General features: G+C 48.1%; 12 protein-coding genes. 8 read left to right on the top strand and 4 right to left on the bottom strand.

Annotated elements, in window-relative coordinates; all coding sequences use genetic code 11:
- Positions 1-172 precede the first annotated feature (172 nt).
- Complete coding sequence (locus BIZ37_RS16815; protein WP_222939708.1) at positions 173-1810, top strand: hypothetical protein; 1638 nt, start codon at positions 173-175, stop codon at positions 1808-1810.
- A gap of 119 nt (positions 1811-1929) precedes the next feature.
- Here the strand turns inward: BIZ37_RS16815 and BIZ37_RS16810 are convergent, their stop codons facing one another.
- Positions 1930-3195, bottom strand: coding sequence for an SGNH/GDSL hydrolase family protein (locus BIZ37_RS16810; protein ID WP_187462458.1), 1266 nt, complete (start codon positions 3193-3195; stop codon positions 1930-1932).
- Between the two features lie 407 nt (positions 3196-3602).
- Between BIZ37_RS16810 and BIZ37_RS16805 the strand changes: the two genes are divergently transcribed.
- Positions 3603-4511 (top strand): dienelactone hydrolase family protein, encoded by a 909-nt coding sequence (locus tag BIZ37_RS16805; protein ID WP_187462457.1) that lies wholly within the window; start codon positions 3603-3605, stop codon positions 4509-4511.
- Positions 4512-4598: 87 nt separating this feature from the next.
- On the opposite strand, the gene BIZ37_RS16800 is transcribed toward BIZ37_RS16805, so the two are convergent.
- Positions 4599-5159, bottom strand: coding sequence for a hypothetical protein (locus tag BIZ37_RS16800; RefSeq protein ID WP_187462456.1), 561 nt, complete (start codon positions 5157-5159; stop codon positions 4599-4601).
- 421 nt (positions 5160-5580) lie between these two features.
- On the opposite strand from BIZ37_RS16800, the gene ygfM reads away from it, so the two are divergent.
- The 5 genes from ygfM to BIZ37_RS16775 all read left to right on the top strand — a co-directional run bounded on the left by ygfM (position 5581) and on the right by BIZ37_RS16775 (position 14002).
- Positions 5581-6375 carry a molybdopterin-dependent oxidoreductase FAD-binding subunit gene (gene ygfM, locus BIZ37_RS16795; protein WP_187462455.1) on the top strand — a complete coding sequence of 265 codons (795 nt, stop codon included), beginning with the start codon at positions 5581-5583 and terminating at the stop codon, positions 6373-6375.
- Between the two features lie 2 nt (positions 6376-6377).
- On the top strand, positions 6378-9248 hold the full coding sequence (locus BIZ37_RS16790; RefSeq protein ID WP_187462454.1) for a molybdopterin-dependent oxidoreductase Mo/Fe-S-binding subunit: 2871 nt from the start codon (positions 6378-6380) through the stop codon (positions 9246-9248).
- Between the two features lie 251 nt (positions 9249-9499).
- Positions 9500-10906, top strand: a complete 1407-nt coding sequence (locus tag BIZ37_RS16785) for a nucleobase:cation symporter-2 family protein (protein ID WP_187462453.1) — start codon at positions 9500-9502, stop codon at positions 10904-10906.
- Positions 10907-10995: 89 nt separating this feature from the next.
- The gene (gene guaD, locus BIZ37_RS16780; RefSeq protein WP_187462452.1) at positions 10996-12312 is read left to right on the top strand and encodes a guanine deaminase; all 1317 of its coding nucleotides are present in this window, start codon (positions 10996-10998) and stop codon (positions 12310-12312) included.
- 307 nt (positions 12313-12619) lie between these two features.
- A complete protein-coding gene (locus BIZ37_RS16775; protein ID WP_187462451.1) occupies positions 12620-14002 on the top strand; it encodes an NCS2 family permease in 1383 nt (460 codons plus the stop codon).
- A gap of 116 nt (positions 14003-14118) precedes the next feature.
- Here the strand turns inward: BIZ37_RS16775 and BIZ37_RS16770 are convergent, their stop codons facing one another.
- Together BIZ37_RS16770 and mobB are read right to left on the bottom strand one after the other, a co-directional pair.
- Positions 14119-14592, bottom strand: coding sequence for a DUF302 domain-containing protein (locus tag BIZ37_RS16770; RefSeq protein ID WP_187462450.1), 474 nt, complete (start codon positions 14590-14592; stop codon positions 14119-14121).
- 84 nt (positions 14593-14676) lie between these two features.
- Positions 14677-15192 carry a molybdopterin-guanine dinucleotide biosynthesis protein B gene (mobB, locus tag BIZ37_RS16765; protein WP_187462449.1) on the bottom strand — a complete coding sequence of 172 codons (516 nt, stop codon included), beginning with the start codon at positions 15190-15192 and terminating at the stop codon, positions 14677-14679.
- A 326-nt stretch (positions 15193-15518) separates the two neighbouring features.
- Between mobB and BIZ37_RS16760 the strand changes: the two genes are divergently transcribed.
- Positions 15519-15882 (top strand): hypothetical protein (locus tag BIZ37_RS16760; RefSeq protein ID WP_187462448.1); only part of this gene is annotated, 364 nt, incomplete at its 3' end.

Below are 15882 nucleotides of genomic sequence, written 5' to 3'. Positions count from 1 at the left end.
TAGCCATTGTAACTGGCAGCGAGCTTGTTATACCCAAGATTGCTTTACGTGTAGCTTGTTAAGCCCGTTAATTCTAACCTTGTCCTTTAGGGCATCGCCGAGCAGGTTTTTACCTATACTTTCTTCAATCAAGCTTAGGTACACCCAGCTACCTATGTTCTGGAGTAAGAATATGAGTATGAATAGTCGGCATGGCCTGCGATTGACGGCGGCCATATTTATCAGCTCAGCATTCCTTGGCCAGAGTGCTCATGCGGCAAACCACTCCGGTGACAAGGACAAACTTGGCGCCGTTCAATTCCCTACCTCTTGCAATTCGAATAGCCAGCCCAAGTTAGAAAAAGGGCTCGCTTTGTTGCATCACATGACCTACGTTGGTGCGCAGGCAACGTTCGAAGAAGTCATCAAAAGTGATCCTGATTGCGCCATGGCCTATTGGGGAGTGGCAATGTCAATGATACATCCTCTTTGGTCTGATCCACCTGATGAAGATGAATTTGCCAAAGGCCAAGCAATGCTTGAATTAGCTGCAAGCAAAGGAGAGAAAACGCCGCGGGAGCTTGCCTATATTGCGGCGGTTGACAGTTACTATGCTCAGGGTCGAAATACCAAAGAAGCTGCTAACCTCAGCGCTTTCGAGCAAGGCTGGAAGAAAGTGATGGATGCGTTTCCGGATGATCCTGAAGCTACCGCTTTCTATGCGTTGGCCCATTTGGCGACGGCTTCACCGGATGATAAAAGCTATGTAATACAGAAGAAGGCGGGTGAAACCGCAGCCACTGTTTTGGAAAAGGTCCCTGAACATCCGGGAGGGCATCACTATATAATCCATGCCTATGATTATCCCGAGCTGGCCCCAAAAGCACTGGATGTGGCTCGCAGTTACGGTGATATTGCCCCGTCGATTCCTCATGCTTTGCACATGCCAACGCATATTTTTACCCGGCTTGGCTTATGGCCAGAATCAATCACCATGAATATTCGTTCTGCCGAAGCTGCCAAGAATCATCCTGCTGGCGATATGCTCTCTCTCCATTACCTCCATGCTTTTGATTACTTGGCATATTCATACCTGCAACAGGCACAGGATGCGAAAGCGCTGGAAGTGGTAGAAACAATTCAAGGACTCGACGCACCGATTCAACCGCATGTTGCTTCGGCCTATACGTTGGCCGCTGTACCGGCTCGATATGCACTGGAAAGACAGCAATGGTCCGCAGCAGCAGAGCTAGTACCGAAAATGCCCAGCAGTTATCCATGGGATAATTATCCCGCTATGGAGGCGATTACTCATTTCGCCAATGCACTTGGGGCTGCCCGAACCGGAGATAAGCAAGGTGCAGAGAAAGCGCTGAAAAGGCTGGGTGAACTTAAGGCTCAAGCCGAAGAGAACTCGGCCTATTGGGCCAAACAGGTTGAAATTCAGCGCCTGTCTGCATTGGCCTGGCATCAGTTCCACCAAGGCGAGCGTGAACAGGCATTGCAGACCATGCAAAGTGCTGCTGATCTAGAGGCTACTACTGAAAAACATCCTGTGACACCAGGCGAAATCATCCCGGCTAGAGAGTTGCTGGCCGATATGCTTTGGGAAATGGAAATGTATCAACAAGCATTGGATGAATATGTCGTAGCCTTGATCCGAAGCAAGAATCGATTTAACAGCCTCTATGGAGCAGCCCGTTCAGCGGAGATGGCTGGAGATAAAGACAAGGCTGGGCAATATTATCAAATGCTGATTGATGTCGCCGGAGAAGGCGATGCCGATAGGATGCGGTTGCAGCAGGCAAAAGAGTTTCTCGCGGCCAAATAGAAGTACGTGAAAAGCAGAAAAAGTTAAGGCTAATGCAAAGCCACCTTCTTTAGAGGGTGGCTTTTGAGTTGTCATTTAGATAGCTAACTTCTAGTTTACATTCGTATTGAAAACCGAAGTTAAAAATCGTACTGATTGATAACCCCAGCTAGGATCTTGTCAGCGATGTATTTGTGCGTTGCGGTGGTTGGGTGGGTGACCCCCCAGAACACATACTTGCCAGAGCCATGATAAGCGCAGTCATTCGTCAAACTGTGGCTGTAGAGATAATCCATTGCGCTGCTTCGGTTGATGTTGAGACAAGCATCTTTGGCGTTTTCAAAGCCATGGGCTGTTGGCTCAGAAGTTAGCTCTTCAAACATCTGCGCGGCATCGACCAGAGTGACGTTAGTTCCTTTGTCTTGATAGAACTGGGCCTGTTCGCGGATATAGACGTTGAATAGTTGGATTTTAGCCCGGACCTTTTCAATCTCTTGCTGGGTTGAGTATTTAAATTGCGGGGCCTTGGTGGCATCCGGAAGGGTAAACAGCATGATATTTTGCGCTCCAGCATCAGTCAGGCGTACAAGCGCGCTGCTGAAGTCTGCTTTGACTTCAGAGACTTCGCGGTTGTAGTTCATGAAGTCGTTCAGGCCAAACTCCAGGGTAAACAAGGTACGGCTTGGCTGATAGTTTTGCGCCATTTTCATATACGTCAGGTAAGACGTTACCTGTTCGGTCACACCCGTGAGGGCGACATATTGATTGGTTCCTGCCGCGCCACCGACTGCCCAGTTATATAGCGGGATATTTTTGTTACGAGCCAGATACTCTGTCCAGACTAACCCATTGGAGAAACGGCCCAAGAACCAAGAGTTGGGGTTGGGGAATAGCCACTGTGAAGCGTTAAACATATTACCGGTATCGGATAGGCTGTCACCAAAGGCAACCATTTTGTTGATGGTACTCGGCTGGAAAGCGGGATCATTGAACCAAATAGAATGGTTATAAGACATCCGGTTATCTGCGGCATAGTAACTCATATCAGTCGTTTCATGGTCAACGCCGAGTGTCGCCTTGCAGCGCTCGGTTATTTCCTCATGGCTGGCATTGGTATAGAACATATTTTTAAATGACAGCGATGACCACCAATAACCGTCAAGGGTGAAATAGTCACCGTTCTCGTCCAGCGCCCACTCCCAAGTCGTTGCAGGGTCGTCATGATTATAATGTGGGCGGTACCAGCAGCGAACATAGGTATATGTTTGCTTAGCCTGAACACTGCTGACCTGATATGAAGTAATAGCCTCGGGGGTAAGTTGGTTAGATGTTGCTGTATCTGAAGCGATTGTATCTGTAGCGTATGTTGCGAAAGGCAATAACAAAGTAAGTAGTAATTTCTTCATTGTATTTATCTTCTTATTAATGAAGTTAATGCTATTAACCATATGATTAATAGAGTAATTGCTGTTGAATATATTGAAAGCGATATTTTGCCTGTAGATGGTTTTATATCAATGGCTTTGCTTTTTAAATGTATTAACTTGGTATAAGGATCGCTTTATAAACAGAAATGGAAAAATAGTATTGTCAATAAAGCTATATAGAATTGAGGAGTAGTTAGTTGAAGCCCTATCGCTATAGCGCTTTATTACTTATAAATTTAATTTTAATTTATTTTTGAGTGATCGTTCAAAGTGGTTGAGATTTCTACTATAGTTATTGAGTCAAACTATGGAGCGCTGATATTAAGGCTATACAGCATGGTCATTGGATAAGCGAAAACTGAAAATTGATGAGAACAAGGAAAGTTATGAAGCAAAATACCGAGTCTGTATCAACATCAACAAGACCTATTCCACAAGAAGCGTTTGATTGGTATGACGAGTATGCCCATGGTTTAATTGATCGAAGGGAGTTTTTGTCAAGGCTCTCAGGACTGGCCGTGCTTGGGTTTACCATGACGACATTAACTTCTGCGCTAATTCCGAATTATGCGCTGGCGGAGCAGGTATCTTTCAATGACCCATCAATCAAGGCAACCTATGAGAAGTTTCCTTCCCCCAAAGGGCACGGAGAGGGACAAGGTTACCTCGTCGTACCAAGAGAATTGAAAGGTACGGCGCCAGTTGTATTGGTTGTTCATGAAAATAGAGGACTGAATCCATACATTAAAGATGTAGCGCGAAGGCTTGCGGCCGCGGGCTATATTGCTTTTGCACCGGATGCACTATTCTCGTTAGGTGGTTACCCTGGCAATGATGATGAAGGTCGTGAGATGCAGAAATCTCTATCGAGAGAGCTTATCGAAGAAGACTTTATCGCGGCAGCGAACTTCGTTAAATCGCATGAAAAAAGCAATGGGAAATTAGGCGCTGTAGGTTTTTGCTTTGGTGGCTATATTGTCAATATGTTGGCTGCTGTTATCCCTGAACAGTTAGATGCGGGCGTCCCGTTTTACGGTACCCCTGCAGCCCAAGATTTAAGAAAAAATGTCAAAGGTCCGTTGCTGATACATTTTGCCGGAATCGATAAGCGTGTAAATGCAACTTGGCCGGAGTATGAAAAGGAGCTCAAAGAGATTGGTGCAGAATACACTGCTCATATTTATGAAGGTGTTAATCATGGCTTCCATAACGATTCGACAGGCCGGTATGCTGAAAAAGAGGCAGAGTTAGCCTGGAGCCGTACACTTGAGTTCTTTTCTAAACAACTAGCATAAACCTGTTAGCTAATATAAGGGCAGATAAATAATCTGCCCTTATATTTTAATATTCTTATTTCTATCCCTGTTTTAATAGCCTTAATCCTAACGAGTCCACTCCTGATAATACCTTATACAGCGTATTTCAGATGCCTTTTGAGGAAATTTGATATCGTGGCCTGTCACTTTGATGTTTCTTTCATCTACGTTATAGCCAATAGAATATAAGCGGTAGTTTTCTGCGTACAATATCGGCCCGCTGCAATCGCGTTCACCGTGAAATGAAGCCCTCAACCATAATACCCATGTCACGCCTTCATCCGCGCTTGTGTTGCGATAGTTAGCGATGCGATCGGCGTAAAACTCCCATCCCCCGTTATAAAACATTGTGAATTGAGCCGGGTTTTCGTAATCGAGGCCTTCTCGAAAGAAGTCTAAATTTTCCAATAAAAATATAGGGTAAGAAAGAGAACCGGGTTTACCTTTTGGCGGAAGAAGGCTCTGTGTTGTTGCCACTGCAGTAATTTCTGGCCCTTCTTCATTGACAGGCTCGTTGGCAGCAGCGTCAACACTTTCATCTTCATCAGATGAACTACATCCAAACAACATCAAAGATAGGATACAACTTACTAAGACTGATTGAACACGACTAGTTTCAAAAAACATAACAGCCCCAAACTATAGACAGTTTGATATGTAGTACAATTATAGTTTGCCACCTAGAATGTTCGATATTAGTTTCAGTCTAACGATGTGCCCCGGCACTATCACTCCCACCCATATCATTTTGATAGCCCCCTGATATTATTTTGATATCACCTATCCGCTTAGTGATAACCGTTATTATCTGCCTGATAACCTAGGGATTTATCCGGTGTAGAAAAAGTGACATGTGTCCCGACAGTGATCTCATTTTTACTGAAATTTAGGACTATGCTCACGAATCTTTGCCTCAGCAGACCAGTTTCAGCAGTTTGGCGTGTTTGTTGCCTTTTAGATATTCAAGACATCAATAACGTTCCGTAAAAGCCACTAGGCCGAACGCATGATGCAGGAATAACAATGAGAATGCGAAAAGGCAATTAACATGATCGAACAATATCTAACGCCTGATACCCCTGCTCAGGCACTTGAATTCAAGCAGCAGCATGGCAGCGATGCCATCTGGTTTGCAGGCGGATCCAAAATCAATGCAGCGCCAACGAAAACGGATAAAACAGTTGCTATCTATCTGGGCAAGCTGAACCTTTCTAAAGTTGAGCAGAAAGGTGACAGCCTACACATTGGTGCGATGTGTCGTATCCAGCAACTGATTGACCACGAACTGGTGCCAGTGGCGTTGAAACAATCTGCGGCCTTTATCTATTCCCGTCACGTCCGCAACCAGGCCACATTGGGCGGTGAAATTGCTGCACGCCAACCAGAAGCCTTGCTGGTGCCTAGCTTGATTGCGTTAAGGGCAAAATTGAAACTGGCAAACGGCTTGGAAGTGGATGTAGAAGACTACATCAACAGCGAAGAGCGTGAGCTTATCGCTACCATCATTATCCCAGACAGGAACCTTACTTGTATCGGTTACAACATTGCCCGCTCTTCGGCAGGATTGGCGATAGTCACAGCCGCGGTATCTATCGATAAACAAGGCAACAAGGTGATAGCCCTTGATGGTGTTTCCCCATTGCATAACGGCAGTGCCCGTCCGGTTCGCCTGCGTGATGTAGAAGCACAGGATCTAAAAGGGGAGCTTTTGGAGCAAGCGGTGGCCGATGCGATCTATCCGGAAGCCGATATTCGCGGCAGTGTGGAGTACAAGCGATATATCGCGGGCGTAGTAATCACGGATTTGATGGCTGAATGTCAGCACTTGGTAGAGGAAGCATAATCATGACGATTCAATTTACCTTAAATGGCCGCCCTCAATCTTTAGAATGTCGTCTTGGTGAAAACGTACAGACATTGCTGCACTCATTGGGTTATCACTCGGTGCGCAACAGTGATGATGGCTGGGGCTTTGCCGGATCAGATGTGATCCTATTCAATGGTGAACTGATCAATGCTTCACTATTGATTGCCGCCCAACTTGAAGGCGCGGAAGTAAAAACCGCCGAAGCCCTCGGTGAGTGGAACCAGTTGAGCTTGGTACAACAGGCTATGATCGATGTAGGCGTGGTGCAATCAGGTTATAACGATCCGGCATTGGCGTTGATCTTGACCGAGTTGCTTGAGCGCATCCCTCAGCCAAATCGTGATGAAATTGATGACGCGCTATCAGGTTTGTTCAGCCGTGATGCGGGTTACCAGCAGTTCTATGAAGTAGTTGAGTTGGCGGTGAAACGCTTGGGCGATCCTGACTATACCCAGCAGTTTGCGCCAGAATTCCGTGATGATCTTGCTGTCGTCGGTAAGAACTGTCCGAAAATTGATTCGGCAAAAATGGTTCAGGCCAAGCCGTGTTATGTCGAAGACCGCATTCCTGCCAACGCTTGCGTGATCAAGGTGCTCCGAAGCCCGCATGCCCATGCGTGGATCAAACATCTTGATGTGTCTAAAGCCGAAGCGCTACCGGGCATAGTTTCGGTGATCACGCATGAAAACTGCCCTGATATTCCTTACACACCAGGTGGCCAGAGTGCTCCTGAGCCATCACCGCTTGACCGACGTATGTTCGGCCAGAAAATGCGCCATGTTGGCGACCGTGTTGCAGCGGTTGTCGCCGAGTCAGTAGAGGTTGCCGAGCAGGCGTTGAAGCTTATTGAGGTTGAGTATGACGTGCTTGAGCCTGTGATGAGCATTGACGACGCAATGGCTGCCAATGCACCAATTATTCACAACGAGCCTATCGAATACGGTGTCGGTGCACCGGATGATTTGGAAGAGCAGAACCGCAATGCCGACCCACGTGAAGGCAAACTGATTGTAAACTTCCCGATTGGCTGCTTCCCTCGCAAGAATATTGCCGCCAGCGTCCGTGGCCATATCGGTGACCTGAATAAAGGCTTTGCTGAAGCAGATGTGATTATCGAGCGTACTTACGAGTCTAAGCAGGTACAGCAACTGCCGGTTGAAACCCATATCTGTTACAGCTACATGGATGGCGATCGTATCGTGATGCACGATTCGACCCAGGTGCCTTGGCACGTGCGCCGTCAGGTTGCCAAGATCTTGGGAGTCAAACAGAACAAAGTCCATATTGTCAAAGAGCGTGTGGGCGGTGGATACGGTTCAAAACAAGATATTTTGCTTGAGGATGTGTGTGCCTGGGCAACCTGGACCACAGGCCGTCCGGTTTACTTCCACCATACCCGTGAAGAAGAGTTTATCTGTAATTCAACCCGCCACGTTGCCAAAGTGACGGTGAAACTCGGTGCCAAGAAAGACGGCACCCTGACAGCGATTGATATGGACTTCCGCGCCAATACCGGCCCTTACGGTAACCACGCACTGACTGTTCCTTCCAATGGTCCGGCTCTGTCATTGCCACTGTACCCATGTGACAACGTCGATTTCAGGGTAACGACTTACTACTCCAATATATGTCCTACCGGGGCTTATCAAGGCTACGGCGCGCCGAAGGGCAACTTTGCCCTGACGATGGCAATGGCCGAAATGGCTGAAGAGTTGGGTATCGACCATTTGGATATGGTTGAGAAGAACCGCGTCGTTGAAGGTCAGGAACTGAAGATCCTAGCGGCTATCGGTGAAGGTAAGATGCCGACCAGCGCACCGAAAGTACATAGCTGTGCATTGGAGCCAATCCTACGTGAAGGCCGCAAGCTGATTGAGTGGGATAGCCCGAAGCAGGCTGACGGTGAATGGAAAGTTGGCCGTGGTGTGGCAATTATCCAGCAGAAATCCGGTATTCCGGATATCGACCAAGCTAACTGCCGTATCAAGATGGCATCTGATGGTACTTTCATTGTCCACTCCGGTGGTGCCGATATTGGTACCGGTTTGGATACCGTGATCAGCAAGCTGACCGCTGAAGTGCTGTGCTGCCCGATGGACGAAATTACCGTCCACTCCGGTGACACCGACCATGCACCGTTTGATAAAGGGGCTTACGCCTCATCGGGTACTTGCTTCTCGGGTAATGCTGCCAAGCGTGCAGCCGAAGCGATGCGGGACAAGATCCTAAAATGCGGTGCGGAAATGATCGGAGAGCCAGTCGAGGATGTCGAGATTGTTTCACCTGGCTTGGTAAAAGGTAAGAAAGGCGAGGTGAGCTATTTCGATATTGCCCACAAAGCGGAAAGCGGGACAGGTTGGGGGCAGTTACTGGCTTCAGGTTGCTTCATTACACCTGAGTTTGCCTTCCCTTATGGTGCCAACTTCGCCGAAGTAGCGGTTAACACCCGTACCGGTGAAATCCGTCTGGATAAATTCCATGCCTTGCTTGACTGCGGTACGCCAGTTAACCCTGATTTGGCGCTTGGTCAGATTTACGGTGCCAGCATGCGTGCTATCGGCCACAGCTTGTATGAAGAGCTGATTTACGATGACAACGGCGTGCCTGTGACCCGCGATCTGAAGAGCTATGGCGCACCGAAGATCGGTGATATTCCTCGCGACTTCAAAGCGGTGTTGGTACCAAGCGATGATCCGGTTGGCCCTTACGGTGCGAAATCAATATCTGAAATTGGGGTTAACGGTGCGGCACCTGCCATCGCCAATGCAATTCATGATGCATGTGGTGTCTGGTTACGTGACTGGCACTTCACCCCTGAGAAGATTTTGCAAGGTCTCAATAAGCTGTAACTAATACGCAAGCGGTCATTTCCAGGGGATGGGAAATGGCCGTTTTGTTTTTCGGCTCCGGTTTTCCGGGCTGGTGTTTTGGCAATTACGCCGTCATGACTTGGCTGGTATCGATTGTCCCAGTAACTGAATGTATTGCTGGGTAGTCAAGATAGTAAGCGGGTAGGCAGGCACAGGCTCTGTTGAGCTTGGTGTAAAGGGCCCTGGAGTTTCTGGCTAGGTTATCGATTAAGATTTCGGATGGAACAGAAATGAAACTACTGTACAACGTGGAAGACAAGCCCCCTGTGGGCGCCTCTATTCTCTTAGCTCTTCAACATATGCTTGCCGCCATGGGGGCGATAATTGCTGTGCCCTTGGTGGTTGGTAGTGCAATCGGACTGCCCACCGATCAAATGGTCATTTTGGTCAACGCTGCCCTGATGGTCTCGGGTGTGGTAACCATCATCCAGTGTAAGGGGGTTGGCCCGGTTGGGATCCGCCTTCCGGTGGTAATGGGGACCAGTTTTACCTTTGTTGCCATCTCTATTTCTATCGGCTTGGACTCGGGGATCTCCGGCGTGTTCGGCGCATCCTTGATTGGCTCACTGGTGATGATCATCGGTAGCCGCTTCATGCCTCAAATCCGCAAACTGTTCCCTCCGGTAGTATCCGGTACCGTGGTGGTGCTGATTGGCCTGACTATTTTACCGGTTTCCGTCGACTGGTTCGCTGGTGGCTTTGTCGGGCAGGAGCATTACGGCCAAATCAATAACCTGATGCTTGGCTTGTTGGTGCTGGTAGTAGTTATCGTCTTGTCGCAACTAGGCAAGGGGCTGATTTCTGCAGCCGCAATCGTCATCGGCATGATGGTCGGGTATATCGTAGCGATTTTTATGAGTGTGGTGGACTTTACCCCTGTCAAAGAAGCCAAATTTTTCTCGTTGCCTGAGTTGTTGCCGTTTGGCTTGAGCTTCACGGTAAGTGGTGTGATAGGGATGTCTATTGCCTATCTGGTTACCATCATGGAATCAACCGGTGACTTCCTTGCCTTGAGTGATGCGACCCACACCAAGCTAACCGGTAAGAAACTATCAAAAGGTATCTTGTGTGACGGTGTCGGCAGCGCGCTGGCGTCGGTATTTGGCGCAACCCCATTCTCATCATTCAGCCAGAACGTCGGTATTGTGTCGATCACCGGTGTGGCTAGCCGCCATGTCGTAGCCGTTACCGGTGTGATCATGTTGATTGCCGGTATGTTCCCGAAACTGGGTGGCATTGTGGTCACTATTCCTTCACCGGTGCTTGGCGGTGCAGGACTTGTGATGTTCGCAATGATCATATCTGCAGGGATTGGCATTCTGTCACGAATTAATTTTACCAAACGCAATATGCTAATCATCGCCGTCGGGGTTGCCTCCGGTATGGCGGTCACGGTCCGTCCTGAGATCTTAACTTATATGCCTGATTCAATGCGCGTCATCCTAGGCTCGGGCATCACCACCGGTTCACTGGTTGCACTTGGACTTAACATTGTCTTGGGGATCAACCGTGCCGATGAAGCGGAAAGCGCGAAAGAGAAACGAGAGGCACTGAAAGAGCAAATTAAAGAATGTGAAGCGTGTGAAAAGGCATTGGCCGAGGAAGAGGCAATGCATTCACGCGAGCAGCAAGTTTAAGCCCTACAACAGAACGACTTTTATAAAAATAAACGCTGGAAAAGCGGTGAACCCTACCTCCGCCCAGCACACAAAGATAAGAGGTAATCATGGAATATACCCAATCTATCAAAGCAATTAGAGCGTCAATCTTGGATATCGCAAGGGTTGTCGACAAACCGGAGGAGATAGAGCAGAACATCCGCTTTATCGAAGACGGCTTGATGCTGGTCGACAATGGCCGTATCGAGTGGGTCGGCGAATGGGAAGAAGGAAAAGACAAAATCCCCTCGACGGTACGCATCCGCAGCTATCCAGGCAAGATTGTAATGCCGGGTTTTGTCGATACCCATATCCATTACCCACAGGCCGAAATGGTCGGTGCTTACGGTGAGCAACTGCTGGAATGGTTGAATAACTACACCTTCCCGACGGAAGCCAGGTACAAAGACAAAGACTATTCCCGCGAAATGTCGACCTTCTTTATCAAGCAGCTACTGCGCAACGGTACCACTACTGCCTTGGTATTCGGTACAGTTCACCCTGAATCGGTCGATGCACTGTTTGAGGAAGCCGAGAAAATAAACATGCGGATGATTGCCGGTAAGGTGATGATGGACCGCAATGCGCCAGAATACCTGCTCGATACCCCAGAAATTGGTTACAACCAAACCAAAGAATTGATTGAGCGTTGGCACAAGCGTGGCCGTTTGCTCTATGCCATCACCCCGCGTTTTGCTCCAACCTCTTCGCCGGAGCAACTTGCGATGGCAGGAAAGCTCAAGGAAGAGTATCCAGATGCCTATGTGCACACCCACCTATGTGAAAACAAGAATGAAATCGCTTGGGTGAAAGAGCTCTACCCTGAACAGGATGGTTACCTTGATGTTTACCACCACCATGGTTTGACGGGCTCGAAGAGTGTCTTTGCCCACTGTATCCACCTTGAAGACGAAGAGTGGGATTGTCTGCAAGAAACCGACTCTGCCGTAGCGTTTTGCCCAACCTCTAACCTCTACCTGGGCAGCGGTTTGTTCAAGTTGCAGGAAGCCTGGAAACGCAAGGTGAAAGTGGGTATGGGGACCGATATCGGCGCAGGCACCACTTTCAATATGATGCAAACCCTCAACGAAGCCTACAAGGTTATGCAGTTGCAGCAGCACCGTTTATCAGCTTTCGAAGCGTTCTACCTCGCCACCTTGGGGGGAGCGAAGTCTCTATCGTTGGATCACTTGATCGGTAACTTCGAAGTAGGTAAAGAGGCTGACTTTGTCATTATCGACCCATGTTCGACACCGTTGCAGCAACTTCGCTACGACAGCTCGAAAAATTTGGCCGAGAAACTGTTCATGCTGATGACATTAGGTGACGACCGAAGCATCTACCGAACTTACGTAGACGGTCGCTTAGTGTACGAGCGAGGTTAAATTTTACGCAAACGGTTTCGCCGGAAAATAAGTTTTTGACAATGCAGGGTGAGCAAAGCGTATAATCGCCGCCAATTTACCTTGCCCAGCCCCGGTTTTCACTCTAGGGATATTCCATTTTAGGAAAATGATGGGTTCTGTTAACTGGGGTTGTGTCGATAAAAGTCAGCAACATTTTTAACGTGACAGACAAGTCACAGCCCCAAAAAAGCAATCGATTGCGACGGGGCGGGTTGAGAGGAAGCTCAACGTTTTTCAAGGTGATCAGGCTGCGAGCCTGACGCTAAATTTTACAAGGAATCACATCATGTCTGAAAATAGTTCGATTCATCATGAATCTACAGTTGTAGCAGAAGACACACCCCGTAAAGGCGGGTTGGATGGGTATTTTAAAATCTCCCAACGCGGCAGTAGTGTCAAACAGGAAGTCGTTGCCGGTCTGACGACCTTTTTGGCAATGGTTTACTCCGTTATCGTTGTACCGAGTATGCTGGGTGCCGCTGGGTTCAACCAAGGTGCGGTGTTTATCGCGACCTGTTTGGTAGCCGCTTTCGGTTCACTATTGATGGGCCTATGGGCCAACCTGCCGATGGCGATTGGCTGTGCAATTTCACTGACCGCCTTTACTGCCTTTAGTTTGGTATTAGGGCAGGGGATCAGCATTCCGGTTGCTCTGGGTGCGGTATTCCTGATGGGTGTCGTGTTTACGGGTATTACCGTGACCGGTGTACGTCAGTGGATACTTACCAACCTTCCATTCGGTATTGCCCATGGTACGGGTATCGGTATCGGCCTGTTCTTGCTGTTGATCGCCGCTAACGGTGTTGGTTTGGTTGTTCAGAACCCGCATGAAGGCCTACCTGTTGCGCTGGGTGAATTTACATCACTGCCTGTTATCATGTCTATCGTCGGTTTGGCGGCTATCTTCGGCCTTGAAAAGCGCCGCGTACCAGGCGGTATCCTATTGGTCATTATCGCTATTTCAATCTTCGGTTTGATTTTCGACCCGAACGTGACTTACCAGGGCTTATTTGCGATGCCATCGTTTGGCGCTGAGGGTGAATCGCTACTAGGCACCATGGATATTATGGGCGCATTGAACCCAATCGTGATCCCAAGTGTATTGGCATTGGTCATGACCGCGATCTTCGATGCAACCGGTACTATCCGCGCAGTTGCAGGCCAAGCTAACCTGCTTGATAAAGACGGTCAGATCATCGATGGCGGTAAAGCCCTGACTTCTGACTCGGTCAGTAGTATTTTTGCAGGCTTCGTCGGTGGTGCACCAGCGGCGGTATATATTGAATCTGCAGCGGGTACTGCAGCAGGCGGTAAAACTGGCCTGACTGCAACAGTAGTCGGTGGCTTGTTCTTGCTGCTATTGTTCCTATCGCCTATCAGCTACTTGGTGCCAGCTTATGCTACAGCGCCAGCGCTTATGTACGTTGGTCTGCTAATGATGAGCAATGTTAGCAAGTTGGATATGGCTGATTCCGTTGATGCGCTATCTGGCCTTGTGTGTGCGGTATTTATCGTACTAACAGGTAACATCGTTACCGGTATTATGCTTGGCTTTGGCTCTCTCGTTATTGGCCGCGTAATTTCAGGTGAAGCAAAACGCCTAAATGTCGGTACTGTAATCATCGCCATTGTGCTGATAGCCTTCTACGCCGGTGGCTGGGCGATTTAAACTCCCTAACCCCTCACTGGAAACAACACAATTTGGTTAGTAAACAAAACGCCCCTCATTAAATGGTGAGGGGCGTTTTTGTATTTGAGGGGGAGCTTTGTATCTAAAGGAAATACCTATTTGGGCTCGGTTACAGTCTTCATAATATTTGCCAGTGCTTTGCTTACTTTATCGATTGTAGCATCGCACTTAGCGACTTTTCCTTCAATGTGGTGGCGGTCGGCGATATAGGCCGGGTCGTTGTATAAAACCCAAACCTCGTCATCGCTATTTTGCATCACCAAGGCTTTTTGCGGCAGGTCAATTGCTGTTGTCTGTTGGCACTCCATGAGTATAGAGCCGACTTTGGGGTTGCCGAAAATGAGTAGCTCAGTGGGACGAAGGGTAACACCGACTTCGCTGGCTGACTGGCTGTGCTTGACATGGGCAAACAGCGTCATGCCTTTTTCATCCAACACCTGCTTCAGTTTTTCAACGGTTTCTTGGACAGAATGGGGGCTCTGCACGGTAATGAGGCCACTATCCGCGAACGTTGGAAAACTTATCCCTAAACCTAAAGAAAGTATTAAAACGAATAGCTTGTTTTTCATTACCGGCTCCCAATATTCGAAATGCTCACTGTTCCCTTTATCGTAATGAAGATAGTTGTGAAGATCTGAATGTTCAATAAACGTTTAGCCTTCCTGAAGCCACTGCACAATGAAATCCGCCACACTTTGCGGGGTGTTTGAATCCAAATAGGGAAGTAGGCATCCTTCAGGGGCAGCTTCATCGCTGGCAAAGGCAATAATGTTTTTATCTTGAGGATAAAATAGCGGCTTGCCATAACTTGGACGGTGTACTTCAATTTTGGCAATCGGCTCATCACGGAAACCTTCAACCAGAATTAGGTCTAATTTGCTGTGGTCGAGTTGCGACAGGCACTCATCAAGCTGAGGTTCATCACGATCAGGCTCCGCGTACTCAAAGTAGAGCATGTGCCGAGCTTTGGTGGCTAGCAAGGTTTGGCTACACCCTGCATGGCGGAGCCGGTAACTGTCTTTGCCGGGCTTGTCCGGATCGATATCATGATGGCTGTGTTTGACCAAGCCAATTCGTAGCCCGTTTGATTTTAATAATGGAATGAGGTTTTCAAGGAGGGTTGTTTTGCCTGAGCCACTGTAACCCGCAAAGCCAATAACTGGTGCCATTTTGATTTTGAAATGCTTAAAAATAATACCTTGAGTGTGATTCAATGTGTTGGCCTGAACAAACCCGTTTGCGCTTTAAAACCATTTGGTTAGGGCAAGCCAGAATAAGGCGGCTTGCGTTTCAAACACTGTATCAAAATTGAGGAAATTGCGTTTTTTCCCCATCAACCTCATGTTTCCTACTACATTTATTGAGTACATCACAGGCATCTGCTATTACCATTAAGTAAGGTAATAAAAATGCCTTAATCGCTTACCATACAGTTTTTTGACAGGAAGTCGTGGTATTGGTGGTAAGTACTCATAATCGCATCAGGGAGAGTGCAATGTGGGCAACATTGGATTTTGAAGCATCCGGTCTTTCCGGACAATCCTACCCGATTGAGGTGGGATACTCGCTACCAGATGGTTCTGCGAACAGTCTACTCATCAACCCGTTAACGGCAGGTGATCCTTGGCAACACTGGGATGATCATGCGGAGTTGGAAATTCATCAAATCTCGCGCCAGAAGCTGCACGAAGAAGGGCTTCAGGTTGTCGATGTGTGCCAGCACCTCAATGCCGTATTAGGAAAATACGAACTTGTTTTCTGTGATAGCCAGTGGGATTTATTTTGGTTGGGGCGTTTGTACCATGCTGCCCATATGAGGCCATCGTTTACCCTGACTGAAGTCGGTTTGTGGCTATTAC

This window comes from Photobacterium sp. BZF1 (assembly GCF_014349205.1).
GTDB lineage: Bacteria > Pseudomonadota > Gammaproteobacteria > Enterobacterales > Vibrionaceae > Photobacterium.
The sequence above is the reverse complement of the archived record's forward strand: the minus strand, read 5'-3'. Positions and strand labels throughout refer to the sequence as shown.